Source organism: Streptosporangiales bacterium (assembly GCA_009379955.1).
Lineage (GTDB): Bacteria > Actinomycetota > Actinomycetes > Streptosporangiales > WHST01 > WHST01.
This window is the reverse complement of record WHST01000030.1, coordinates 1-14,850: the sequence shown is the minus strand read 5'-3', so window position 1 is coordinate 14,850 and position 14,850 is coordinate 1. Positions and strand designations below refer to the sequence as shown.

General features: G+C 69.6%; 9 protein-coding genes and 2 pseudogenes. 5 read left to right on the top strand and 6 right to left on the bottom strand.

The genetic code is table 11. The features are described 5' to 3' along the window. Positions 1–70 precede the first annotated feature (70 nt). Both GEV10_11535 and GEV10_11530 read left to right on the top strand, forming a co-directional pair. Positions 71–1,135 carry an isocitrate/isopropylmalate dehydrogenase family protein gene (locus tag GEV10_11535; protein ID MQA79088.1) on the top strand — a complete coding sequence of 355 codons (1,065 nt, stop codon included), beginning with the start codon at positions 71–73 and terminating at the stop codon, positions 1,133–1,135. Between the two features lie 68 nt (positions 1,136–1,203). Next, positions 1,204–1,914 carry a hypothetical protein gene (locus GEV10_11530; GenBank protein MQA79087.1) on the top strand — a complete coding sequence of 237 codons (711 nt, stop codon included), beginning with the start codon at positions 1,204–1,206 and terminating at the stop codon, positions 1,912–1,914. 147 nt (positions 1,915–2,061) lie between these two features. Here the strand turns inward: GEV10_11530 and GEV10_11525 are convergent, their stop codons facing one another. Continuing rightward, entirely contained in the window at positions 2,062–2,643 is a 582-nt protein-coding gene (locus tag GEV10_11525) for a dihydrofolate reductase (protein ID MQA79086.1), read from the bottom strand. A gap of 66 nt (positions 2,644–2,709) precedes the next feature. Further along, entirely contained in the window at positions 2,710–3,555 is an 846-nt protein-coding gene (locus GEV10_11520; GenBank protein ID MQA79085.1) for a helix-turn-helix domain-containing protein, read from the bottom strand. 302 nt (positions 3,556–3,857) lie between these two features. Between GEV10_11520 and GEV10_11515 the strand changes: the two are divergent. Beyond that, a pseudogene (locus GEV10_11515) lies at positions 3,858–4,219 on the top strand (transposase). Continuing rightward, positions 4,144–4,484: pseudogene (locus tag GEV10_11510) on the top strand (hypothetical protein). The pseudogenes GEV10_11515 and GEV10_11510 overlap by 76 nt, the downstream one beginning before the upstream one ends. Positions 4,485–4,656: 172 nt before the next feature. On the opposite strand, the gene glgB reads toward GEV10_11510, so the two are convergent. From glgB to GEV10_11490, 4 genes are all read right to left on the bottom strand, one after another. Next, a complete protein-coding gene (gene glgB / locus GEV10_11505) occupies positions 4,657–6,849 on the bottom strand; it encodes a 1,4-alpha-glucan branching protein GlgB (GenBank protein MQA79084.1) in 2,193 nt (730 codons plus the stop codon). Then, positions 6,849–8,198 carry an aminoglycoside phosphotransferase gene (locus GEV10_11500; GenBank protein ID MQA79083.1) on the bottom strand — a complete coding sequence of 450 codons (1,350 nt, stop codon included), beginning with the start codon at positions 8,196–8,198 and terminating at the stop codon, positions 6,849–6,851. Before GEV10_11500 ends, glgB begins: the two co-directional genes overlap by 1 nt. A 101-nt stretch (positions 8,199–8,299) precedes the next feature. Beyond that, positions 8,300–10,000 carry a maltose alpha-D-glucosyltransferase gene (gene treS, locus GEV10_11495; protein MQA79082.1) on the bottom strand — a complete coding sequence of 567 codons (1,701 nt, stop codon included), beginning with the start codon at positions 9,998–10,000 and terminating at the stop codon, positions 8,300–8,302. Positions 10,001–10,016: 16 nt separating this feature from the next. Continuing rightward, a complete protein-coding gene (locus GEV10_11490) occupies positions 10,017–12,044 on the bottom strand; it encodes a DUF3416 domain-containing protein (protein ID MQA79081.1) in 2,028 nt (675 codons plus the stop codon). Between the two features lie 65 nt (positions 12,045–12,109). On the opposite strand from GEV10_11490, the gene glgP reads away from it, so the two are divergent. After that, positions 12,110–14,716, top strand: coding sequence for an alpha-glucan family phosphorylase (gene glgP, locus GEV10_11485; GenBank protein ID MQA79080.1), 2,607 nt, complete (start codon positions 12,110–12,112; stop codon positions 14,714–14,716). The last annotated feature ends 134 nt before the right edge of the window (positions 14,717–14,850 follow it).

Here is a 14,850-nt window from a genome sequence, read left to right as displayed (position 1 = left end):
TATCGCAAGAAGTCGTTCTGCGATACGGAAAGTACGGAGGGTTTCGCCGGTGGGATACGAGATCGGCGTGATGGACGGCGACGACATCGGCCTCGAGATCGTGCCGGAGGCCGTCCGGGTCCTGCAGGCCGCGATCGCACGCGAGGCCGGGCTCGAGGTGGCCTTCCGCCCGTTCCCGGTCGGCTGGTCGAGCTATCTGGAGCATGGGCACACCCTGCCGCGGCAGACGCTCGACGGGCTCGAGCGGATGCACGGCCTCATCCTCGGTCCGATCGGGCACGCGGCCTACCCGAAGGACCGCGCCGAGTGCGTGAACCCGCATCCGATCATCCGCCGGCACTTCGACCTGTTCGCCAACCTGCGCCCGGCGAGGTCCTATCCCGCCGTGGAAGCACTTCATCGCGACGTCGACCTGCTCGTCGTGCGCGAGAACAACGAGGGCTTCCAGCCCGACCGGAACATGCTGGCGGGCTGCGGTGAGTTCCAGCCGAACGAGCACAACGCGTTCAGCATCCGGGTGATCTCCCGGCAGCAGTCGCGGCGAATCGCACGGGAGGCGTTCGAGGCCGCGCGGCGACGCGACGGCATGCGACGCGTGACGGCGATCCACAAGCGCACCGTGTTCAAGCTGACCGACGGGTTGTTCATGGACACGGTGCAGGAGGTCGCGAAGGACTACCCCGATGTTGCGCTCGACGACTACCAGGTCGACTCCGCCGCCCTGCACCTGGTGATGCGTCCGCAGCGTTTCGACGTCGTGCTCTGCTCGAACATGTTCGGCGACATCCTCTCCGACCTCACGGCAGGACTCGTCGGCGGACTGGGGATGGCACCGGGACTCAACGCGGGTGACGACCAGGCGATGGCACAGGCGACCCACGGCTCGGCCCCGGACATCAGCGGGAAGGGCCTGGCCAACCCTTATGCGATGATCATGTCGGGCACGATGCTGCTCGACTGGCTCGGTGCACGACACGGCGACGACCGGTTGGCCTCCGCGGCACGACGAGTCCAGGCCGCGGTCGAGAGCGTCATCGCACAGCGCACGCGAGTGACCAGGGACCTCGGCGGTGACGCGTCAACCCGCCAGATGGGGGCCGCGATCGCCGAGGCGTGCGGCGTCGTTCCTCAGTGAAGGGAGTGGGTGTGATGGACCCGGCACGTATCCGTGTCTACACCAAGCCTGGTTGAAGCAGCTGTGCGATGACGAAGGCAATGCTTTCGCGTCGCGGCGTCGAGTTCGACGACTTCAACGTGGAGGCCGATCCGTCGGCCATGGAAGAGCTCCGTACGCGCGGGATCATGACTGTCCCCGCCGTCATCGTCGGCGACGAGTTCGTCAGCGGCTGGAATCCCACCAGGCTTGCCGAGCTGGTCGGGATCAGGCACGAGGAGCCGCCCGTCCCACCGGACGAGCTGGTCAGGACCGTTCGGCTCGTGCTCGACGCCGCGATCCGAGCGGCACGGCAGGTGCCGGATGATCTCTGGGAGATGACTCACCCACGGCGCAACCGTCCGTTGCGCGAGCTGGTGCGTCACCTCTTCCACGTGGTCGACGTGAGCGTGGACGCCGACGTGCTGGGCGAGTTTCCCGCGAGGAAGTGGCTGCATCAGCGCGACATACCGCATATGGCCGGCGGATCCCGGCTCGTCCGCTACGGCGAGGCGGTCCGGCTCAGGTTCGAGACCTGGTACGCGGTGGTCGACACCGACGCGTTCGAGCGAACCATCGACGCGGACGTCGGACCGCGCACGCTCGGTCAGGTCCTCGAACGGACCCGGCTCCATGCCGGGCAGCATCTGCGCCAGGTGTACGCGTTCCTCGAGACCGGTGGCGTCACTCCCGACGCCCCGGTCACGGAGGCCGAGCTGCGCCGCCTCGGCTTCCATCAGCTTCCCGACGAGGTGTTTTAGCTTGGCGTTTAACCTCGTTTCGAGCCCCCGTCTGGCCACGACTTCACACCGACCGAGAAACGGCCTCCGGCCTGCGCAAACGCAGCCGGAGGTCCGATCTGGTGTCACTGTCCGCAGTAGACTTCTTCGCGTACCCGCTCAGATCGGTCAACGGCGCACCCGATAGCGCAGGTGAAGCACCCGGTTGCCCTGAATCACCACGTCAGGATCCTCCAACAGGTGCTGTGCGTGGACCGACCCGAAGTAGCGCTTGCCGGACCCGAACACGACGGGTACGACGTCCATGCGCACCTCGTCGATCAGGCCCGCGGCAAGCACCTGGCCACCGACGTCGCCAGCGGCGACCTCGACCATGCGGTCACCCGCAAGCTCCTGCGCCTTGGCCACGGCTGCCTCGACGCCGTCGACGAAGTGAAACGGCGCCTCGGGGTCCCAGCCCTCGGGCTCCGGCCGGTGCGTCACGACGACCACGTGGTCGATCCCGCCCGGAGGCTTCCCGTCCCAGCCGTCCGTCATGTCGAAGACGTGGCGGCCGACGAGTGTCGCCCCGATCTGGTCCCAGTACGGCCGGGTGTAGTCGTAGGACGTCTGCGACACCTTCACCTCGCCGCTCTCGTCCAACGGGACGTCACCGTTGGACAACCAGTCGAACAGCGGTCCGGGCTGGTCATTCTCGTCCGCGACGAAGCCGTCCACCGACACCGAGCTGTACATGACCACCTTGCCCACGGGGCTCTCCTCTGCTTTGGGGTGCCCCCAAATTAGCGTGTCGTGAGCTGTCGCTCTTGTAAGAAATCAATCGGCCGGCAGCGGCCCGACGTCCAGCGCGTGGCCGGGATGTTCGCGCAGGAACCGCCGCCGGACTTCGACGTACCGGGTCGGCGTGAGCCCGGTGAACGCCCGGAACTCGTGGCCGAAGTGGGCCTGGTCGAAGTAGCCTGCGCCACCGGCGAGGTCGCCCCAGTCGATCGGTCCGGCGGGGTTGATCGCGAACACGGTGGCGGCGAAGCGGTAGGTGCGGGCCAGCCGCTTCGGCGTGACGCCGATGAGCTCCTTGAACCGCTGTGCCAGATGAGTGCTGCTGACACCGGCTGCCACGCTCAGGTCGCCGATCGCCACCGCCCCGCTGGCCGCCGCGATGACGCTGCTCATATGGCGGACCAGCCCCAGGCCGGCGGTCTCGCACAGCCGTCGCGTCAGCTCCTCCTCGAGCAGCGTCAGCATCTCGTGCGGTCCGGGCGCCGTGGCCAGCCGGTCTCGCAGCTCAGCAACGGCGGGCCGGCCCCAAACCTGCTCTACCGTCACCGGCCGGTCACACAGCTCGGCCGCGGGCATCGGCAGGAACGGCGCCGGCCCCCACGGCTTGAAGTGCACGCCGACGGACCGGGTCCGGAGTGGGTAGCCGAACTCCCACGCGCGGGTGGGCATGGTGACCACGCAGCCGTCGGCGTACTCGGCCGTCTCGATGTCGGTGCCGGCGCGGATGCGGAACGGCGCCCCGAGGTTGACGATGAGCAACGCCGACGGCGCCGGCGGCAGCGTCAGCCGGGCGTACGGCGGCGCACCCTCCAGGTAGTAAAGGTCGTCGATCAGCCCGTCCAGCGGCGGTCGCGGCACTCTGGACACGTACTCCACGCGCACAGCATCGCCGACGCCCCGCCGGCATCGCGCGCGGGGATGCGGCGCCGACACCGCGTGAACAGCTTCGTGGCGTCGACAACAAGATCTCCACACTCCAGAAAGCTCGGTCCGTGCTCGCTGGTCTTCTCGCCGCCACAGAACGCCCGGTCAATTGGCGATCAACCGCATAACGGGATTCCTGCTCCACGCGGAGGGAATGGTCGCTAGCGAAGGCTGACCCCAGTTGATCATGAGCGCAGCCCTTGGTCGATGCTTCCTCTTGCGACAGAAGGAAGTTCGACCCAAGGGCTGCGGGGGTTAGTGTGCATGATGGCGGGCGCGAAGGCGCGCTCGGAGAGCTGGCGGCGTTTCGTCAGGAGTTGTATCACTGCCTCACCGCGCGGGCGGATGCGTTGTTCGAGCTGGCCGACGCGGTGCTGTGCACCGACGGCCGGTCTGGTCACTGGTCGGGTTGTCGCTGGCGCCCGAGCACCGGCGCGGACATGGCGCTCTCTACGACGCGGTGAACTGCGGCCGGATCGATTTCGCCCGGCTGCGGACTGCGCTCGCGGGTTTGTCGCTGCCCCGCGCCGCTGATGGCCGGTTGGTCCTCGCTGTCGATGTGTCAGCGTGGCTGCGGCCAGACGGTGCTACCTGCCCGGATCGCTCGTTCTGTCATACCTGGCCCGGCCCTTGGCCGCCGACCTGCGCCGCCCGTGGGAGAAACCCTTGCCAGCCAATAAACTCACCCCCGCAAGGGTCCGCCGCGGGTTCCGGAACATCCGCGCCACAACCCCATCACCAGCTCGCGCACAGGCCCCGGACGACCCACCGGCTCCAAGAACCGGCACCCCGCCACCCGCCACGACGTCGGGCGAGTCCTCGCCACAGGCGAGCCATACACCCGACCCGCCCACCACAAAGGCACCAAACCCAGGCGAAAGGTCTAATTACAAGTTTAGGGCGTGTCTCCTTATGACTGTCCGGGCTACGCGACGCCCAGGACGGCCACTGGCGGCGTTGTCGGAGCTCGCAAGTACGCCCAAGTACGAGCTCGTCCTCCGCCACCGCCATTGACCACCCTGGACGCCGCTCGCCTCGAACGCCGTTTGGAGACGCGCCCTAGCTCTCTTCCGCCGCGGTCTCCGGGACCAGCCAGAGGGCGCCCAGCGGTGGGACGGACAACGTCGTCGACGCGGGCTGGCCGTGCCAGGACTTCGCGACCGCCTCGACGGCGCCGAGGTTGCCGACGCCGCTGCCGCCGTACGTCGCGGCGTCGGTGTTGAGGCGCTCGACCCAGCGGCCGGCGGAGGGCAGGCCGAGCCGGTAGCCGAGGTGGGGTGTCGCCGAGAAGTTCACGACGCACGCCACGACCGAGCCGTCGTGCGCCCAGCGCAGGAACGACAGCACGTTGCCGGTCGAGTCGTCGGCGTCGATCCAGGCGAAGCCCTCCGGGTCGTGGTCGCGCTGCCACAGCGCGGGCAGTGACGCGTAGAGGCCATTGAGATCGCGGACCAGTGCGTGCATGCCGCGGCGGTCGGGCTCGTCGAGGTGGTGCCAGGACAGGCCGTCCTGCTCGGACCACTCGGTGTCCTGCGCGAACTCGCCGCCCATGAACAGCAGCTGCTTGCCCGGGTGGGCCCACATGTACGCGTACAGCGTGCGCAGGCCGGCGAGCTTGCGCCAGTGGTCGCCAGGCATCTTCCGGTAGAGCGAGCCCTTGCCGTGCACCACCTCGTCGTGGGAGAGCGGCAGCACGAAGTTCTCGGTGTACGCGTACATCATCGAGAACGTGAGCTCGTGGTGGTGGTACTGCCGGTGGATGGGGTCGCGGGCGAGGTAGCCGAGCGTGTCGTGCATCCAGCCCATGTTCCACTTGAAGCCGAACCCGAGGCCGCCGAGATAGGTGGGCCGCGAGACGCCGGGCCACGACGTCGACTCCTCGGCCAGCGTGCTCACGCCGGGCACGCGCTTGTCGATCGTGGCGTTGGTCTCCTGCAGGAACGCGATCGCGTCGAGGTTCTCCCGGCCGCCGTGCTCGTTGGGCAGCCACTCGCCCTCCTTGCGCGAGTAGTCGAGGTAGAGCATCGACGCGACGGCGTCGACGCGCAGGCCGTCGACGTGGAACTCCTCGAGCCAGTACAGCGCGTTCGCCACCAGGAAGTTGCGCACCTCGTGGCGCCCGAGGTCGAAGATGAGCGTGCCCCAGTCCGGGTGCTCGCCGAGGCGCGGGTCGGCGTGCTCGTACAGGGCGGTGCCGTCGAAGCGCGCGAGCGCCCACGCGTCGCGCGGAAAGTGTGCGGGCACCCAGTCGACGAGCACCCCGATGCCCGCCTGGTGCATGCGGTCGACGAGATGACGGAAGTCGTCGGGGCTGCCGAACCGCGACGTCGGCGCGTAGTACGACGTGACCTGGTAGCCCCACGAGCCGCCGTACGGGTGCTCCGCCACCGGCAGGAACTCGACGTGGGTGAAGCCCATGTCGCGGACGTACTCGACGAGCTGGTCGGCCAGCTCGCGGTAGCCGAGACCGGAGCGCCAGGAGCCGAGGTGCACCTCGTACACCGCCATCGGCGACCTGGCGGCGTCGGTCGTGGCGCGGCGCTCGAGCCAGGCGGCGTCGTTCCACTCGTACGCGGACTCGAACACCACGGATGCGGTCGCGGGCGGATGCTCGGTGGCGAACGCCATCGGGTCGGCCTTCTGCCGCCAGACCCAGTCGGCGCCGAGCACGGCGAACTTGTACTTCGCGCCCGTGCCGACGCCGGGCACGAACAGCTCCCACACGCCGCTGCTGCCCATCATCCGCATCGGGTGTGCGTAGCCGTCCCACCGGTTGAAGTCGCCGACCACGCGGACGCCGCGGGCGTTCGGTGCCCATACCGCGAACGACGTGCCCGACACCTCGCCGGACGCGGTCGCGTACGTGCGCGGGTGCGCGCCGAGCGCCTGCCAGAGCTCCTCGTGCCGACCCTCGCCGATCAGGTGCAGGTCGAACTCGCCGAGGGTGGGAAGGAAGCGGTACGGGTCGTCGGTGACGACAGTGACGTCGTCGTACGTCACCTCGAGGCGGTAGTCCACGATCCCTGACGTCGGCAGCACGCCGGCGAACACGCCGTGGTGCTCGTGGGTGAGCGGCACCCGCCGCCCGTCGCCGAGCACTGCGGTCACGGCGGTGGCGGACGGGCGCAGCGTGCGGACGGTCACGCCGTCGTCGCCCGGATGCGCGCCGAGCAGGCTGTGCGGGTCGTGGTGCGTGCCGTCGGCGAGCCGTTGCAGCTCGCTCGCGTACGTGTCCTTCGACTGCGCGTTCATCACGCCCGCTCGGCAATCCGGTCCAGATAGCCCAGCGGGATCTTCATCCAGCTCGGCCGGTGCCGCGCCTCGTACACGACCTCGTAGACGGCCTTGTCGAGCTCGAACGCGTGCAGGAGCGCTGCCGACGACCGGGGATCGGTGCCGGTCTCGGCCGCGTAGCCCGCGCAGAACGCGGCACGGTTGTGGTCGATCCACTCCTGCGCGCGGGTCTCGCGCTGCGCGTCGTCGTAGTGCTCGACGAGCAGGTGCCGCGCGGCGTAGTCGTACGACCGCAGCATGCCGGCGACGTCCTTGAGCGTCGACGTCATCGCCTGGCGCGCCTCGAGCGGATGCTCCGGCTCGCCCTCGAAGTCGAGCAGCGCCCAGCCGTCGGTGGTGCGCATCACCTGGCCGAGGTGGTAGTCGCCGTGCACGCGTTGTGCGGTGAAGGAGTCGACCTCTCGCGGCAGGGCCGCGAAGACCGCGTCGATCGCCGGCACCTGTTCGGCGAGGCTCGGCACCTCGCCCTGGGCCTCGACGAGGTGCCGCCGCATGCCCGCCGCGAGTGCCTCGACCTCGGCGGGTCCCGCCGGGACCACGCCGAGCGTCGTGGCGAGGTCACGGTGCACCGCGGCGGTGGCCGCGCCGAGCCGTTCGGACTCGCCGGCGAAGTCGCCGCCGACCTCGTCGGGGTGCAGGTCTCCCTCGGCGTAGAGGTCGCGCACGCTGCCGGTCGCGAGCAGCCAGCCGTCGGTGCCGGAGCGGAGGTACCGCTGCAGCATCGCGAGCGTCGTGGTCGTGTCGTCGACGTCGGTCTCGGCCCAGCCCAGCGGCTCGGCGATGTGCTGCGAGCCGGCGTGGGCGAGCGCCAGGGTCACCTCGAGGTCGGGGTTGGTGCCGATGACGAGCCTGCGGAACGTCTTGAGGATCGACTCCTCGCCGAACACCAGGGAGGTGTTGGTCTGCTCGTGGGGGATGGCGAGGCTGTGCAGGGTGACGTCGAGTGGCGGCGCGCCGGGGACGGACCGGAACCGGACCGGGCCCACGTCGGCGTTGCCCGCGATGAGCTCGAGGAGCCGGTGCGTCACCTCGGAGTCGTGGGCGGCGTCGTACCACGACACGCCGTCGCCGTCGCCGATGTGGACGTGCTCGAGACGGTCAGGCAGCTCGGACCGCTCGCCGAGCAGCAGCTGGTACGTGTCGGTGCCCCCGTCGTGGTCGACGGTGAGGAGCAGCAGGCTCATCGCCGGGTCGCCGGTGACGAGCTCGGTACGCGCCGCGACCTCCACGCGCCGGATCGCCCGCGAACCGCCCGCGTACCACCGCTGGGTGGGCAGCCAGTCGACCAGTCGCTTCCGCAGCGTCATGACCGCCTGTCCTTCCCACACCAGTGGGTGGCGAAACGGGCGTCGTGCGCTGGAAGCGTCATACGCGCTGCGTCACATCCTCGTGCTCGTCGGTCAGATGGCTAGCCGTACATTCTCGCGTGCGAGGCGTCGTCGGCGCGAGTCGGCAGCTCGAACCAGTAGAAGCCGTGACCCGGGAGCGTGAGCAGGTACGGTAGCTCGCCGATCGGGGGGAACTGCACGCTCCCCGTGCACTCCATCGGCACGGTGCCCTCGTACCTGCGCAGGTCGAGCTCCACCGGCTGCGGGAACCTCGACAGGTTGTTCACGCAGAGCACCCGGTCGTCGCCCATCTCGCGCACGAAGGCGAACACGCTGGGGTTGCTGCTGCCGAGCTCCTCGAACGCGCCGAGCCCGAACGCGGGGTGCCGCTTGCGGATCTCGATCATCCGGCGGGTCCAGTGCAGCAGGGAGCCGGTGTCGCGGGTCTGCGCCTCGACGTTGAGTGCCTGGTAGCCGTAGACGGGGTCCATGATGACCGGTAGGTACAGCCGCTGCGGGTCGCACATGGAGAAGCCGGCGTTGCGGTCGGGGGTCCACTGCATCGGCGTCCGGACGCTGTCGCGGTCACCGAGCCAGATGTTGTCGCCCATGCCGATCTCGTCGCCGTAGTACAGGACGGGCGAGCCGGGCAGCGACATCAGCAGTGCGGTGAACAGCTCCTGCTGGTTGGGGTCGTTCTCCAGCAGCGGAGCGAGTCGCCTGCGGATCCCGATGTTCGCGCGCATGCGCGGGTCCTTGGCGTACTCGGAGTACATGTAGTCGCGCTCTTCGTCGGTCACCATCTCGAGCGTGAGCTCGTCGTGGTTGCGCAGGAAGATGCCCCACTGGCAGCCGTCGGGGATCTCCGGCGTGCTGGCCATGATCTCCGAGAGCGGGTAGCGCTGCTCGCGGCGGACGGCCATGAAGATGCGCGGCATCAGCGGGAAGTGGAACGCCATGTGGCATTCGTCGCCGCCGACCTTGGGATCACCGAAGTACTCGACGACGTCCTCGGGCCACTGGTTGGCCTCGGCGAGGAGCACCCGGTCGGAGTAGATGCGGTCGACCTCGGCCCGCACCTTCCTGAGGAAGGCGTGCGTGGGGTCGAGGTTCTCGCAGTTGGTGCCCTCCTGCTCGTAGAGGTACGGCACGGCGTCGAGGCGGAAGCCGTCGATGCCGAGGTCGAGCCAGAACCGCAGCACCTCGAGCATGGCGTCCCACACGGCCGGGTTCTCGTAGTTGAGGTCCGGCTGGTGGCTGTAGAAGCGGTGCCAGAAGTACTGTCCCCGCACGGGATCGTGGGTCCAGTTCGACGTCTCGGTGTCGACGAAGATGATGCGTGCGTCGGAGTACGGCTCGTCGGTGTCTGACCACACGTAGAAGTCGCCGTAGGGGCCGTCCGGCTCGGACCTCGACGCCTGGAACCACGGGTGCTGGTCGCTCGTGTGGTTCATGACGAGGTCGGTGATGATCCTGATGCCGCGCTTGTGCGACTCGTCGATCAGCTCGACGAGGTCGCCGAGGGTGCCGAACTCCGGCAGGATCTTCACGTAGTCGCTGATGTCGTAGCCGCCGTCGCGCAGCGGCGACTCGTACATCGGGAGCAGCCAGATGCAGTCGATGCCGAGCCACGACAGGTAGTCGAGGCGGCTGGTGAGGCCCTTGATGTCACCGACGCCGTCGTCGTTGCTGTCGTGGAACCCGCGGATCAGCACCTCGTAGAAGACCGCGCGCTTGTACCAGTCCGGGTCGGTCGGGGCGTCGAGTTCGGGCGAGGTCACTCGACGTCTCGCGGGTTCATTCCTCGTACCTCCGTACGGCGAACACGTGGGCGGGATCGGGCCAGGGTTCGAGGCGGACGTAGTTGTGCCGCCCCCACAGGTACTCGGCCCCCGTCATCAGGTCGTGGACGAGGAACGACGCGTTCTCGTCGAGCCCGAGTGCGGGTAGGTCGAGCTCGACGGACGCCTCGCGAGCGTTGTGAGGGTCGAGGTTACAGACCACCAGCACGACGTCGCCGAGGCCTCCGTGCTCCGGGCCGGGAGCGCGCTTGGAGTAGCAGATGAGGTGGGGCTGGGCCTGGGTGACGGTGTGGAACGTGAGGTTGCGCAGGGAGTGCAGCGCCGGGTGTGCGCGCCTGATCTCGTTCAGCCGGGTGAGGTACGGGGCGAGCGAGCGACCCTCCCGCTCGGCGGTGTCCCACTCCCGCGGCCGGTACTGGTACTTCTCGGAGTCGAGGTACTCCTCGCTGCCGGGACGCACCGCGACGTTCTCGCACAGCTCGTACCCGCTGTAGACGCCCCAGCTGGGGGACAGGGTCGACGCGAGCGCCGCCCTGATGCGGAAGGCCGGCGGACCGCCGTGCTGCAGGTACTCGTGCAGGATGTCCGGGGTGTTGACGAAGAAGTTCGGGCGCATGAACGCGGCCGTCTCCGTGGACAGCTCCGTGAGGTACTCCTCGAGCTCCGCCTTGGTGTTGCGCCACGTGAAGTACGTGTACGACTGCTGGAACCCGACCTTGCCGAGCGTGTGCATCATCGGTGCGCGGGTGAACGCCTCGGCGAGGAAGATGACGTCGGGGTCGGTCTCGCGCACCGCGGTGAGCAGGCGTTCCCAGAACGCCACCGGCTTGGTGTGCGGGTTGTCGACCCGGAAGATCCGTACCCCGTGCTCCATCCAGTGCCGCACGAGGCGAAGCACCTCGGTGAACAGGCCCTCGGGATCGGTGTCGAAGTTGACCGGGTAGATGTCCTGGTACTTCTTCGGCGGGTTCTCCGCGTACGCGATCGAGCCGTCGGCGCGGATCCTGAACCACTCCGGGTGCTCGGTCACCCAGGGATGGTCGGGCGACGCCTGCAGGGCGAGGTCGAGCGCGACCTCCAGTCCGAGCGTCCGCGCCTGGGCCACGAAGTCGTCGAAGTCGTCGATCGTGCCGAGATCGGGGTGAACGGCGTCGTGCCCGCCGTCGGGCGAGCCGATCGCCCACGGCACGCCGGGGTCACCGGGACCGGGGACGAGCGTGTTGTTGGCACCCTTGCGATTCGTGGTGCCGACCGGGTGGATCGGCGGGAGGTACACGACGTCGAAGCCCATCGCGGCGATCTTCGGCAGCCGCTTCGCCGCGGTGGCGAAGGTGCCCGACCGCGGCACGGGGTCGAGGACGGCGCCCTCCGAGCGGGGGAAGAACTCGTACCACGAGCCGTACAGCGCGCGCGTGCGCTCGACCCGGACGGCGTAGTGCGGGCTCGCGGTGACCTGCTCGCGCAACGGGTAGGCGTCGAGCAGTGCCGTGACGTGCGGTGCGGTCGCTGCGGCGAGCCGATCGTCGGGTGGCGTGCCGGTGTCGCGGAGCAGCGGCACGAGCTCCTTCACCGCGGTCCGGTACGGCTGTGGCACGCGCCGCGCCGCCCGGTCGAGGAGCCGGGCGCCCTCCTCGAGCATGAGCTCGACGTCGAGTCCGAGCGGCACCTTGATGCCGGCGTCGTGCCGCCAGCTGGCGAGCGGGTCTCCCCAGGCCTCGACGCGGAACGACCAGTCGCCCTCGGTGGGCACGGTGACGTCGGCGACCCAGCGGTCGAGCCAGGGCACGTCGAGACGCATCGCGACCGGCGGCACCCGCCGACCGCTCGGCTCGCGGAGCACGACGGTGGCCGCGACGGCGTCGTGGCCCTCGCGGAACACGGTCGCGGACACACGGAAGGACTCGCCGGCCACCGCCTGCGCCGGCCAGCGGCCACCGTCGACGGTCGGCTGGACGTCAAGGATGGGGAAGCGTCCGAGCGTCATCGCGCCCGACGATAGCGGCGACCTGTCCGGTATGCACATGGACGCACCCGGGAGAGGGGGCGGGGGATCCCGGTAGGGGGCACGTCCTACTAGGCTTCCCGCCCGTGAAAGCTATCCGCCGGATGAACGTCCGAACCTCGCTGCCCGAGCGGCTCAGTGCCCTCGGCGAGCTGATGACCAACCTGCGCTGGTCGTGGCACCCCCCCACGCGCGCGCTGTTCGCCTCGGTCGACCCGACGGCGTGGGAAGAGGTCAGGCACGACCCGTCCGCCCTGCTCGCGGAGGTGTCGGCGGAACGGCTCGCCGCCCTCGCGGACGACGAGGACTTCCTCCGCAGGCTCGCCGAGACCCACCGCGACCTGCGCGAGTACGTCTCCGGCGCGCGCTGGTTCCAGTCGCTCTCCGACGCGCCCCGCGCGATCGGGTACTTCTCGCCGGAGTTCGGGCTCACCGAGGTCCTGCCGCAGTACTCGGGCGGGCTCGGCATCCTCGCCGGCGACCACCTGAAGGCGGCGAGCGACCTCGGCGTGCCGATCATCGGCCTCGGCCTGCTCTACCGGCACGGGTACTTCCGGCAGTCGCTCTCGCACGAGGGTTGGCAGCAGGAGCGCTACCCGGCGGTCGACCCGGACGGCCTGCCGCTCACGCTCGTGCGGACCGGCGACGGCGCCCCGGTGCAGATCGCGGTCGAGCTGCCGGGCGGGCGCACGTTGCTGGCGCAGATCTGGCAGGCCCACGTCGGGCGGGTGCCGCTGCTGCTGCTCGACTCCGACATCGAGGGCAACGCGCCGGCCGAGCGCGAGGTGACCGACCGGCTGTACGGCGGCAGCACCGAGCACCGGTTGCTGCAGGAGATGCTGCTCGGCATCGGCGGTGTCCGGGCCATCAGGGCCTGGTGCGCGGTCACCGGCCACCCCGCCCCTGAGGTCTTCCACACCAACGAGGGTCACGCGGGGTTCCTCGGGCTCGAGCGGATCCGCGAGCTCGTCGCCGACCGCGGGCTGGCGTTCGACGAAGCCCTCGAGGCCGTCCGCGCGGGCACGGTCTTCACCACGCACACGCCGGTGCCCGCCGGCATCGACAGGTTCCCGCGCGACCTGGTCGAGTCGCACTTCGGCGCCGACAACGGCTGCGAGGGCATGCCCGTCGAGCAGATCCTCGAGCTCGGCGCCGAGACGTACACCGGCGGCGATCCCGACGTCTTCAACATGGCGGTCATGGGCCTGCGGCTCGGCCAGCGCGCCAACGGCGTGAGCCTGCTCCACGGCGAGGTCAGCCGCACGATGTTCGGCGGCCTCTGGCCCGGGTTCGACGTCCACGAGGTGCCGATCACCTCGGTGACCAACGGCGTGCACGAGCGCACCTGGGCCGCCGACGACGTCCTCGCGCTGCTGCACCCGGACGGCCTCGACAGCCAGCGCGAGTTCCAGCCGGAGGCGTGGCGTCCGGTCGTCGACGCCATCGACGACGCGACGATCTGGCGGCTGCGCGCGACGCTGCGCGAGCGGCTCGTCCACGAGGCACGGCGCCGGATCAGGCTGTCCGCGATCCAGCGCGGCGCGAGCGAGGCCGAGCTGAGCTGGGTCGACGACGCGCTCGACCCGGAGGTGCTCACCGTCGGCTTCGCCCGCCGCGTCCCTTCGTACAAGCGGCTGACGTTGATGCTGCGCGAACCGGAACGGCTCAGGGAGCTGCTGTTCCACCCGGAGCGCCCGATCCAGATCGTGATCGCGGGCAAGGCACACCCGGCCGACGACGGCGGCAAGAAGCTGATCCAGGAGATCGTGCGGTTCGCCGACGACGCGCAGATGCGGCACCGGATCGTGTTCCTGCCCGACTACGACATGGAGCTGGCGCGCTTCCTCGTGGCGGGCTGTGACGTCTGGCTCAACAACCCGCTGCGGCCGCTCGAGGCCTGTGGCACGTCGGGGATGAAGTCCGCGCTCAACGGCGGTCTCAACCTCTCGATCCGCGACGGCTGGTGGGACGAGTGGTTCGACGGCGAGAACGGCTGGCCGATCCCGAGCGCCGACACGCACCCCGACCCGGAGCGTCGTGACGACCTCGAGGCAGGCGCGCTGTACGACCTGATCGACGAGCAGGTCGCGCCGCGGTTCTACGACCGCGACGAGCAGGGCCTGCCCGGTCGCTGGATCGAGATGGTGCGGCACACGCTGGCCGAGCTGAGCCCGCGCGCGTCCGCCAACCGCATGCTCGTCGAGTACGTCACCCGCCTCTACGCGCCGGCGGCCCTCAGCTCCGCGCACGTCGCGGCCGACGACTTCGCCGGCGCCCGGCGCCTGGCGAAGTGGAAGGGCAGGGTCCGCAAGGCGTGGCCGTCCGTCCTCGTCGAGCACGTCGAGTCGACGGGCGCGGTCGACGTGACCGAGCTCGGGGGAGCGGTGCCGATCCGCTCGATCGTCAGCCTCGGCGAGCTCGAGCCGGGCGACGTCGACGTGCAGGTCGTGTACGGCCGCCTCGGCGAGTCCGACGAGATCGTGTCACCGTCGACGGTCTCGCTGGCCGCGGCAGGGCGCCTCGACGACGGTCGCCTGCGCTACGAGGGCCGGGTGCCGCTCGACCGCACCGGTGCCTTCGGCTACACGGTGCGCGTGCTGCCGCACCACGAGCTGCTCGCCGACGCGACCGAGCTCGGCCTGGTGGTCCTGCCGGACGCCCCGGCCGGCATGACCAACGGCACCTTCCGCTAGATGAGTGATTCCTTGAAGGGCCTGGGCGCGTCGTGGCCGTGGATGTGGGGGAGGGTGTTCATGTTCGATGTGTGAGCAAAGATCTGAACACCCTCCTGACCGCACTGTACGTGTTGATCGACGATCACGTGGTT